This is a genomic window from Streptomyces sp. NPDC111744 (assembly GCF_055634995.1).
Window position 1 is genome coordinate 45,675 of record NZ_JBVKCG010000033.1, and the last position, 10,896, is coordinate 56,570.

Consider the following 10,896-nt stretch of genomic DNA (forward strand, 5'->3'; position numbering starts at 1 on the left):
ACGACAGGCCACTACTCCCACGGGATCGTCGACCCTATGCCCGACCAGCGAAAACGCAGTCTTCAACTCCGGAAAGACAACGGCTTCTGACCAACAACCACCGGGCGTAGCCACCGAGGGGTTCGGAAACGCCCTGGTCGGTAGGTTCCAGCAGGCACTCAGCTGGCTCGCAGCAAAGACTGATGTCGACGAGTGGACCATCGCCACCGTCTTCCGGGACGTCAGCCGCTACCTCAGCGACCCCAACGTCCGCGACACGGACCTGGCCACCGTACTCGAAACAATGCCGACCACCGGGGAACTGGTGCTGGTCACACACAGTCTCGGCACCGTCGTGGGCACGGACCTCATCAGCCGGCTTCCGGACCCGCTCGATCTCACCCTGCTTGTCACCGCGGGCAGCCCACTGGGCATGGACGCTGTGAATGAACGCCTCCTCGTCGGCGGGCCCCACCGCCCCGAGAAAGCGCGTCAATGGCTCAACGCCTGGTGCCCAACCGATGCGGTCGCCATCGGTTGCCCCTCGAGGACCCCCGTTGGGGCAAGATCACCCAACTGGCGGTCGCCAACGGAAGCGATCGCGCCCACAACATAGACGAGTACCTCGCCCACCAGGGCGTCGCAAGCGAAATCGGCGAAGCACTTCACCTGCCCTGACGGTCCGCCGACCGTTCCATGAGGTTCCCGCGCTGCTCCTTTCGGGCGGAGTTGGTCCAGCCTCCTCGTGAGGCTCTCCGTCGGTTGGCGGGGCGGCCCTAAAGTCCGTGCTGACTGCGCCGGTCGGACACGGAGAACCGTATGAGGCATCGCCCCGGGTGGATCGCACGCATCGCCCTCTGCACGACTGCCTGCCTCGGCATGGTCACCGCCTGCGGGTCGAAAGGGGGGTCCGGCGGGGGCGGGACGTCACCCACACCGTCACCCACACCATCGTGCGTGACGGCCGCGTCCGCCTCGCCGTCGTGCCCGGCACCGTCGTCCCCCGCAGCGCCGTCGTCCGTGCCCTCCGCACCGTCGTCGTCCGGCACGTCGTCACCAGGACACACAAGCGGCTCGCCCGGCTACGGCAATGGGTCGGTCCCCCCGGAATCGAGGGTGACTTCGAACCCAGGGCAGACGCCGAAGAACCCCGGAATCGTGCCACCCCCGACGGCTACTGCTCCCTCCGGCTGTCACGGCACGCCAGCCTGCGCGTCGCCTCCCGGCAACGGCGAGACCCCGCAGGCCCCCGCTCCGGACAGTACGTGAGCGAACGCAAGCCAAGCCCCGCGCAGGAGGAACGAGGAGCCGGCTCAGCAGACCTGGTGTCGTCCAAACTGATCAACATCGTGATCGGCCAGGCCTCATTTATCGCCGCGTTGATGTTCTACCTGGGCGTGATCTACATGGAGCATTACTTCGGCTACTACCACCTCAACCCGTTCAACCTGGGCTTCGGCTTCGCCGAGTTCGCTCTGCAGAGCCTGAACCTGATCACCTTCCCGGTTCTCGTGAGTGCCGTCATCCTGATCGTCGCTGTCGCCCTCTACGGACGCCAGTCGCGTCAGGCTCTGCCCGAGGCACTGGTCCGCTGCCACATGTTCGTCGTGGCGGCGGGCCTGATCCTGCTCGTCCTGTGGTGGCAGTGGCGGCTGCTGTTGCCGGACTGGGCCGGCCCTCTGCTCATCGGCGTTGGCCTGCTGCTCGGTGCGGCGCCGCACGGCGGCGTGGACCGCCCGAGAGGCGTGCGGATCACAGCTCTACAGATCTTCGGGGCCGGGCTGTTTCTGTTCTGGACCCTCACCCTGGTCGTTGGCCGGCTCGGCGAGCAACACGCCAGGAACGACGCCCGCAATACGTTCACAGGCACCGGCCTGATCATCTACAGTGCCAAACCACTCAACCTTCCCGCACCGGGACGACTCCGGACCGAGGACCTCGGCAATACCATCCGTATGCGCTACCGCTACTCGGGTCTGCGGCTCATCACGGTGCGCGACGGCCGCTACTACGCCGTGCCGATCGGGTGGCAAGCGCAGACGGACTCCGTCTACATCCTCCGCGAAAGCGACGACGTGCGCTTCGAGCTGACTCCCGGTGTCTTCGAGCTGACTTCCGGTGTGCAGTAGGCACCCAGGAGCGGCTTGTTCTCCACGAAGTGCATGGAGAACAAGCCATGCCCTCACCAGGCTGTCCAGCAACCCCGTGACCCGAGCCCGTCCCGTCTTGCTGCCGACACCTACCAGCAGCTTCCGGCACCTGCCCGCCGGCCGCGGCGCGCATCACCCCACCAAGATCCCCCTGTACAGCCACGGACCTGCTCCGCTACGTTGCCGACCAGAATCGGGCCTGTCGACGCGTTGGTGGCTGGGTGGCGCGTCTCCTCGACATGCCCGACGGAGACACCCCGACGGAGACACCCATGTCCTACCGTTCCCTGCTAGGCGCAGCAGGCGCCGGTTTCTTCCCTCTCGGATTCCTCGCCCGCATCCCGTACGCGACATCAGCCCTCGCCACCCTCATCCTGCTCCAGTCGACCACCCACAGCTACGCGTTCGCCGGCCTCGCCAGCGCGGCCCAGAGCGTCGCCATAGCCGCCGGCGGACCCCTTGTCGGGACCATGGCCGACCGCCACGGCCACCGCAAAATCGGCATCATCGCGGCGGTCGCCAACTTCGCCTCATGGACCACCCTGCTGACCGCAAGCCACAGCTCGAGGACCAGCATGCTCGCCGCAGCCACCCTCGTCGGCCTGACCCAGCCCCAGGTCGGTCCCCTGGTAAGGGTCCACTGGTCCCGCCTCGTACGCGCCCAGGGCAAACCCCACTTGCTGTCACCTGCCCTGTCGTACGAGGCGGCCGCCGACGAAGTGAGCTTCGTCGCCGGCCCCGCCCTGGTCGGGCTGCTGGCCGCCGTCAGCCCCCTCGCACCCGCCGTACTGACCATGTCCTTGATCGTCGCAAGCACACTCCCCTTCGCCCTCCTCTACGCACACCGCTCCCACGGGCAGAACGCACCGGCCGGCCATCGGAGCGGACAGCCCTTGCCCCGCCGCCCCCTGGCCGTCATGTTCTTCGCCATGGTCGCCATGGGAGCCGTGTTCGGAGCCGTCCAGACCACCGTCACCGTCTACGCCAACACCATCGACAAGCCCGGCGCCGCCGGCCTCATCTACGCCGAGTTCGGCATCGGCAGCGCCCTGGCCGGCGCCGCCTGCGCCTGGCTCCCCCAGCGATTCACCTTGCGGGCCCGCTACACCGCCTTCGCCGCGGCACTCTTCGCGGGCATGATCATCCTCTACACCGGCGTACAACTCGCATCCGTCCCCGCAGCTGTCGCACTGGCGAGCTTCACCGTCGCGCCCTACATGATCAGCCTCTACGCCCTCACCGAACGGCTTGCCCCCGCCGAACACGCCGCCGTCGCCATGACCATCCTGTGCGCCGGAGGCCCCCTCGGGACAGCCGCAGGACAGGCCCTCTCCGGCAGCCTCGCCCAAACCCACGGAGTCGACGGCGCCTTCCTGGTCGCTCTCACTGCAGCCGGCGCCGCACTTCTGCTCGCGCTCTCGGCCCGCCTCGGTATCTGTGACCGCTCGCCGTCTGACCGCCGCCGCTGCCGTGGGCGCCGCTGCTGTGGGCGCGTTCGCGCTGACCGACAAGGCCGATCTGCGACACCGTCCACGGCGTCACATGTCGAAATCGACACTGCTTAGCCAGGTGCAGTTGCTCGTCGAGGAGGCCGCCAAGGCGGGTAGGTACGCCACTGCCTCCCAGCGGCAGGAGATCGACCGCTGGGTAGAGCGTGCAGAACGCGCACAGTCCGGCGTGTGCGCTCCGACGGCTTCTGCAGCACGGCCTGCAGGGAAGGGCCCGGCGTCGTCGAAGCCGAGCGCGAACGCGGGCACCGGAACAGCAGAGCAGTCCAGCACGATCACGGTATGAGTGTGGAAGGACCGCTACGGCGGCCTGCACGCCACCGACACGCAAACCCGTCCCGAAGCATCAGTGCGGCATGTGCCGCTGCCCACCGAGTCGGCCCGCTGCAGCGACTCTACGGCAACCTCACTCGCATGATCGCCGAGCGGCAGGCCGCTAGTGGCCCCGTGCAACACCGGCCGGGCCTCGCTGAGTGTGCGGATATGGGAGATGTACAGCGGTGAACTGGCCGCCACTCTCACCCGGCGCAGGGGTTGCACCGCGGTGACACTGGCGCTGCCAACTGGGCGCTCAGTTCCGTGTAGGGAGGGGGCGCCCGTCGGAGTTGGTCTGTCAACGTTCCTTGTGTGGTGGTGGGGCCGACCGCGGAGCGGGGGTCCGACGGACGGGGTGGCCAGCAGGGCCGTTGGTGAGCCAGGAGCCTTCGCCCAGGGGCACTAGCTCGTATGGGCTGTTCACATGGACGTGGATCACCGCTGAGTGTGCCCGTGTGCACGTCAACCAGGTGGTAGCGGAACCACTCCTCCTCGTCCTGGGTCTCACCGCCCAGGGTGACGATGGCTGTATCCGGGGTCAGATAGCCGCCGCTCCATTCCACGAAGGCCTCCTCCGGGTCGTATCCGAAGGTCTCGACGGAAAGAGTGAAGAGCACCTCGGCACCGGAGCGACTGAATGTGGCCGCCGGTCAAGGAGCCCACCGAACCCTGAACAGCGACCGCCACATGCCAACCCTTGGCTTCCGCCAGGTCGGGCAGCTCTGCAGTTGTCGGCGGCTTCGGAACAGCTGATCGCCCGATGACACACCGGCCCGCACCGCGGTGTAGCCACCGGTGCCGTCCTGAACATGCAGAAGCCGTCTCCGTTCAGGTGGCTTCGAGGACACCCGGAGCGTCGTGCAGGGCAACACCCTGCTGGAGGCGGCGAGCCGTCCGTTCAGGAGCTGGAGGAGTTTTTCCGGCTGGACGCGGTGGCCTTGGAACAGGCCCGGGCCAAGCGCGGGTCTCATAACCGGCTGGGCTGGGCGGTGCAGTGGGGCACCGTACGGATGCTGGGCACTTTCTTGTCGGCGCCGGCCGACGTGCCGCCGGGGGTGGCGGCGTTCGTCGCGGAGCAGCCGGAGACGAGGGCGAGATACGAGGGCCTCTGACGGGTCAGCGCGTCAGCCCCCGTCCCTCTTCACATGGAAATTGCGCGGTTCAGGCGGACAAGGTATTCCGCGTCTGGTTGCACGCCGGCCCCGAAGCGTTCCTGGACCACGGCAAGCCCGAGGTCGCGCCGCTTCGGTGATCGCGCCGCGTCGGCCGTCGCCAGTGCGTCCGGCAGCTCCTGACGGGTGAGATCCGTGCAGTAGGCGGGTGTGCCGGGCTGCTGCCGCCACGATTCCGCGAGCGCCCCCGCATCAAAGGCGTCGAACCCGGTGTCCTCAACGAGTGCCATTGCCAGGTCACGCTCTCGCGCACTGTCGGCCGCGACGGGGAGTGAGATGCGGTCCGCGCTTCCCGCCGGCTTGTTCCTGTGCGCGAACGACTCGGCTCCGATCGAGTTCCACGCCTTGGCGATGGGCCGGCCCAGCTGCTTGGCAGCCCACGCGCTCTCGGCCTGGCCGGCCTCGATCGCCGCGATTCCGTTGTCCCGGTGCGGGAAGTAGTTCGACGTGTCGATGACAACCGTGTCAGCCGGCACCTTGGCGATCAGTGGTGCGACCTGCGGAATGCGGTCGAAGGGAATGGAGAGGATCACGGCGTCGACGTCCACTACGGCTTCCGCCGCTGTCACCGCTCGTCCGCCCGTGGCCAGCACGTCCGCCTCGATCGTCTCAGGGCCGCGCGAATTGGCCGCCTTCACCTCGTGCCCGGCCGCGCTCAACCGCCTGGTCAACGTCTTGCCGATGTTCCCGGTGCCGAGAATGCCGATCTTCATGGTGAAACTCCTTGTCCGGAACGGAACCCCGGTTTCGGTGACCGGGGTTCCGGGACTTGGTCTCCGCGGCGCGACCGGGGCTGTGGCCGACCTCGGACGCGGTGGTGTAGGTGAGTGATGACGACCTTGCCGAAGTGAGCGCCGCTCTTCGTGTTCGTCGTGTGTGTTCGTGGCGTACCAGCGCTGCCGCCTCGTGCCGATGCGTGCACGAGAGCCGCGTCTGGCGTCTCAGCGGTGGGCGGCGCGGTTCATCTCGACGACGTCGTCAACGGTGGGGTTGGCCGGGAGGGCGGCGAAGCGTTCCGGGAGGCTGTCGCGGATGGCCGCGTCCTTGACGCGGTCGGCCGCGGCCAGAGCCGCTGGCAGCTCGTCGAGGGTCAGCTCAGTGCAGTAGGCAGGGCTGTTCGGCTGCTGGCGCCAGGAGTCGGCCAAGGTGCCGGCGTTGTAGGGGTCGAAGCCGGTGTCGTCCACCAGGCTCATGGCCACCTTCCGCGCCTCCTCGGAGTCGCCGGCGACGGGAATGGCGAGGCGGCCGGGCGTTCCGGCCGGAACACCCTTGGTCCGCTGGGTCTCTGCCAGGGCGGCGTTCCACGCCTTGACCACGGGGCGGCCGAGCAGCTCGGCGGTGTACACGCTCTCCACCTGGCCGTTGTCCACCGCCTCGATCGGCTGGCTGAGCATGCCGGGGTAGTAGTTCGAGGTGTCGATGACCACCGTCTCGTCGGGCACCGACGCGAACAGGTCCGCCAGCTGGCCCGCCACCCCGAACGGGATCGACAGGACGATGACGTCCCGGCCCTGGACGGCGTCGGCGAGGTCCGCCGCGCGGGCCCCGGCCTCCAGCACCTCCGCCCGGACGGCCTCGGGGCCGCGGGCGTCGGCCACCTGGACGTCGTGGCCGGCCGTGCTGAGCTTGGCAGCGAGGTTCCCGCCGATGGCGCCGGAGCCTATGACAGTAATTTTCATGATTTGTCCCTTCGGGGGTTGTGCTGCCCCTGAGGGCAGCGCGATGTGATGGCCGTGTGGTGGGGCCACCTGGCGCTGTGAGGTCGGGGCGGGGTGTCTGGCGTTTTAAGCCTGGGTGTCCCTCTGGCGGTAGCCGCTTGCAATGAGCGTGCGGAGCCGGTCGAGCGGCTCCTCCTCGGTGCCGGTGCCCTTGATCCAGGCGACGGAGCAGGCCGCGAGGAACAGGTCGTGCCCCTGCACCGACGCGCGCACGCGCCCCGCGAGCTGCGCGGCGCGCACGTACTGATCGGTGGCGGAGATGAGGATGTCGCAGGGGATGGTGAGCGGGTTGTCCGGCTCCTGAGCCCTGGCCGCGGCCATGAGCGGGTCCGGCAGCCCGCTGAAGGCGCTGAAGTACTCCTCCATCGCCCGCAGCCATTGCTCCAGCGCCTCGGCGGGGTCGCCGAGCTGATCGATGTCCGCCTGGCGGGCCACCAGTTCTTCGGAGCGCGTCTGCAGCACGGCCGCCAGTAGCGCTTCACGGGTGGGGAAGTGCCGGTACAGGGTGGCGGGCCCGACGCCCGCCTCCTTGGCCACCGCCTCGAGGGAGGTGCCGACCCCGTGCTGCAGGAAGTGACGCTGCGCGGTCTCCAGGAGGGCCACGCGGTTGCGCTGGACGTCCGCGCGGGGCTTGCGTCCCCGCAGTTCACCGGCGCTCATGGGCCCTCCTGCCTGCCGTGACCGTGTGGCCGCATCAAAACGGATGCTGCCTCCGTACGCGTTCGAGAGTAAAACGGAGGCGGCATCCGGTCAAACCGGCGGCCCGACCACGGAGCCCGGACAGAGCAGGGGGCCGCCATGTCTGGCCGCAGAGCGCAGGGCACAAGCCGCGCGGGCTCCACCATTCCAGGTTGCCCTTGTCCGGCCCCTCCCGCGCCGAGCCCGGCCCGGTCCCCGATCCGGGACGTCAGGGGGTGAGCTGTTGGTGTCCGATGACGGAGAGCAGTTCGAGTTTGCTCTGGCTCTCCGTGCCGGGGCGAGTGGTCAGGACCACCAGGGTCTGGGCGCGGTTCTCGGTGAACAGGAGCTGGGCGTCGACGTCGATGCGGCCGAGTTCGGGATGGAGGACGGTCTTGCAGTCGTCGTAGCGTCGTGCGACTTCCTGAAGTTCCCACATGCGGACGAACTCGGGGCTGTGCTCTTGGAGTTCGGCGAGGATCCGGGCGGCTCGCGGGGTGTCGCTGCCGGATGTGAGTGCGGCACGCAGGCGTGCTGCCTGGGCGCGGCCGTGGCGCTCGCGGCTCTCCTCGGGAACCATCAGACGTTCGGCCGGGTCCATGAACCAGCGGTAGTAGGCGCTGCGGGCCAGGCCGGTGTGGCGGGTCTGGTCGCCGAGCAGCGCGACGGCCAAGGGGTTCATCGCGAGGGTGTCGACCAGATCGGTCTGCACCAGGGCCGGCGAGTCGTCCAGGCGGTCCAGGACCCGCAGCAGCGTCGGGCTGACATGTTCGGAGCGCTGGAAACGGGCCGGGGCGTTGTGGCCGATGAGCACGAAGAGATGGTCGCGTTCGTCCAGGGAGAGCCGCAGCGCCCGGGCGAGAGCCGCGGTGATTTGGACGGAAGGCTGCGGAGCACGCTGCTGCTCCAGCCGGGCGTAGTAGTCGGTGGACATGCCCGCGAGCTGCGCGACCTCCTCGCGGCGCAGCCCCTGCGTACGCCTGCGCGGCCCCTCGACCAGCCCGACGTCGCGGGGGCGCAACATCTCACGCCGATGCCGCAGGAATTCCGCCAGTTCCTTCTTGTCCACGCCTCCATCCTCGCCGCATCCCGCCCTGCTATCCAGAGACCGCCGATCCATGGCTGAGCCCTCCTCTCCCACCCGCGCGAAGCCGCCCGCACGGCCGACGCCGAGGGCGCTCGCCGCGAGACAACCCGCTGGTCACCTGACCTACATGACCGCTGGGAAATTCGCCGGCTGTCGGCGGTGCGCCGCAGGCCGCCGGCCTGGAAGACGGCCTGCGGCGACGGTCCCCCGCCGAGGACGCCCGACGCCTCGGACCAGCCCCGGGCCTCGTCGCCCGGCCTGGCCGACACAGCGATGTTCGTCGTGTGATGGGCGCTGGCGTGCCCGTCGGCGCTCACGACCGAGCCGGTCGCCTCCAGTGCGACGACCGGGGCGAAGCCGAAGGCGCTTCCTGACCGTTCCGCGTCTTGGGCCAGGACCTCCCCGAGGCGGGTCCAGCTCGCGTTCGTCCATGATGTGGCCTAATGGGACCCGCCTGCGTGCCGTTGTTCCGCGTCGGGCATTTCAGGTCGGTCAGCTGCCGCTGATCATGGCGAGGACGTCGTCGTAGGAGCCGTTGGCCTGTGCGTCGCGGATGAACCTGGCGCGCTCGACGACCAGTTCCTTCCCATCGGGCTTCTCGCGCAGCAGGTCGAGGGTCTCGGTGAGGAAATCGTCCAACGGCATGGACTGGTCGCTGTCCTGCTGGCTCAGCAGCGTCGTGCGCACGCCCGGCGGGACCACCTCGATCACCTGGACCCCGGCGCCAGCACCGGCGAGCTGGATGCGCAGGCTCTCGGAGAAGGAGTGCAGCGCGGCCTTCGTCGCGCTGTAGGTCGGCGTGATCGGGAACGGTACGAACGCCAGCGCGGAGGTGACATTCATGACGACCGCGTCGTCCTTGCCCACCAGCAGCGGCAGGAAGGCATACGTCACCCGGATCGTGCCGAGCAGATTGGTCGCGACGTGATCCTCGGCGACCGGGAGTCCGGCTGGGTCGAGGAGATTCTCCAGCAACATGATGCCTGCGTTGTTGACCAGGACGTTCAGCCCCGGGTGGCTCGCCGCCACGGTCTCACGGGCCCGGGCGATCGAGTCGGGGTCCGCGACATCGAGGACGAGCGCGTCGATGCCCGGGTGCTCGGCCGTGATCTCGTCGAGGAGTTCCTTGCGCCGGCCGGCGACGACCACCTTGTTGCCGGCCTCGTGCAGACGCAGGGCCAGACCGAGGCCGATGCCCGAGGTGCCGCCGGTGATCAGAATCGTGTTACCGGTCATCTTCATGGGGGGATCGCTCCTTCGGTACGGCGGGCCGGTGAGCGCCCGCAGCCTCGACCGTAGGGGCGCCCGCGCAGGGGCGGAAGAGGAAGGTTTATCCATGGATCGGCGGTCTCTGCCTCGTGAAGCGGCCCTGCGCAGCGGATCCGGTGTCGTGGGCGGTGGAGGTGGCACCGATGGTGACGTCGATGCCGAGGCGGTCGGCGTCGGCTGACGACGGCGAGGGCGGTGAGCCCAGCGCCTCCATAGTGGCTGTCAGCTGGGATACCGCGTTGCCTGCCGCGGGACTTCGAGCCGGATGGTCACCGAGTAGGAGACGCTGGGCGTGCTTACGGAAGGGCCCTCATCTGTCCTGGTGCACGGCGGCCTGGAGGATGCCGTCGAGGGGTGACTGCACTCGACGGGAACGGCTACTTGCCTGCGCCGACCTTGGCGGTGTCCAACTCGTCCTGGGGCGGTGTGGTGGTGCGGGAGTGCAGGACCTTGCGGGCCTGTTCGATGTCGAAGTCATTCTCCCAACCTGCTGACGGAGCGCGCCACAGCCGCAGCCTCCCCCGACTGCCGCCCCAGCAGCCTCACCTATCGCTCCGCGGCTCCTTTCTGGTTCAGAGCCCGGGTCAGTTCGCGGTTAGCCGCGCGGGCAGCCTCCAGCTCCGCGTCTTTCTCATCCAGTCGCGCCGACAGGTCGGTGTTCGCCTGTTCCAGGCGGGTGACTTCACCTGATGCGCCTGTTCGGCATCTCCTCTCACACCGCAATGCGGTACATCACCGCAGCCCACCCCGAACGCACCGCGAAGCTACCCCGATGAGGCGAGCGGCAGCCATCGCCCCGTACACAGGGGGCCTGGGTCCAGTAGTCGCGTACGAGTTCCTACGGCCTGACGTCCAGGAATCCTGGACCCGCGCGCCTTACTGCGTGGCGGGGTCTGTACGGTGAGTGGTGTAACTCCCGAGCCGGAAGCGACAGTTGATGACTGACGTGACCGAGTGACATCGAGGCCGGGGAGGCCGCTGTGGGTGCGACGGGCACCGTGGATGACGGGCTGGTCGCCG

General features: G+C 68.7%; 8 protein-coding genes. 3 read left to right on the top strand and 5 right to left on the bottom strand.

What is annotated here, in order from left to right:
- Nucleotides 1-1,244 precede the first annotated feature (1,244 nt).
- The 3 genes from ACZ7OO_RS40230 to ACZ7OO_RS40240 all read left to right on the top strand — a co-directional run bounded on the left by ACZ7OO_RS40230 (nt 1,245) and on the right by ACZ7OO_RS40240 (nt 5,064).
- Complete coding sequence (locus ACZ7OO_RS40230; RefSeq protein WP_471512365.1) at nt 1,245-2,108, top strand: hypothetical protein; 864 nt, start codon at nt 1,245-1,247, stop codon at nt 2,106-2,108.
- A 293-nt stretch (nt 2,109-2,401) separates the two neighbouring features.
- The gene (locus ACZ7OO_RS40235) at nt 2,402-3,694 is read left to right on the top strand and encodes an MFS transporter (RefSeq protein WP_471512366.1); all 1,293 of its coding nucleotides are present in this window, start codon (nt 2,402-2,404) and stop codon (nt 3,692-3,694) included.
- A gap of 1,067 nt (nt 3,695-4,761) precedes the next feature.
- Nucleotides 4,762-5,064, top strand: coding sequence for a DUF4158 domain-containing protein (locus tag ACZ7OO_RS40240; RefSeq protein ID WP_471512367.1), 303 nt, complete (start codon nt 4,762-4,764; stop codon nt 5,062-5,064).
- Nucleotides 5,065-5,093: 29 nt separating this feature from the next.
- On the opposite strand, the gene ACZ7OO_RS40245 is transcribed toward ACZ7OO_RS40240, so the two are convergent.
- The 5 genes from ACZ7OO_RS40245 to ACZ7OO_RS40265 form a co-directional block, all read right to left on the bottom strand.
- Nucleotides 5,094-5,837 carry an NADPH-dependent F420 reductase gene (locus ACZ7OO_RS40245; RefSeq protein ID WP_471512368.1) on the bottom strand — a complete coding sequence of 248 codons (744 nt, stop codon included), beginning with the start codon at nt 5,835-5,837 and terminating at the stop codon, nt 5,094-5,096.
- A gap of 228 nt (nt 5,838-6,065) precedes the next feature.
- The gene (locus ACZ7OO_RS40250) at nt 6,066-6,803 is read right to left on the bottom strand and encodes an NADPH-dependent F420 reductase (RefSeq protein ID WP_471512369.1); all 738 of its coding nucleotides are present in this window, start codon (nt 6,801-6,803) and stop codon (nt 6,066-6,068) included.
- A 105-nt stretch (nt 6,804-6,908) separates the two neighbouring features.
- Nucleotides 6,909-7,502, bottom strand: coding sequence for a TetR/AcrR family transcriptional regulator (locus tag ACZ7OO_RS40255; protein WP_471512370.1), 594 nt, complete (start codon nt 7,500-7,502; stop codon nt 6,909-6,911).
- A gap of 247 nt (nt 7,503-7,749) precedes the next feature.
- On the bottom strand, nt 7,750-8,589 hold the full coding sequence (locus tag ACZ7OO_RS40260; protein ID WP_471512371.1) for a helix-turn-helix transcriptional regulator: 840 nt from the start codon (nt 8,587-8,589) through the stop codon (nt 7,750-7,752).
- Nucleotides 8,590-9,099: 510 nt separating this feature from the next.
- Entirely contained in the window at nt 9,100-9,849 is a 750-nt protein-coding gene (locus ACZ7OO_RS40265; protein WP_471512372.1) for an SDR family oxidoreductase, read from the bottom strand.
- Nucleotides 9,850-10,896: the final 1,047 nt, after the last annotated feature.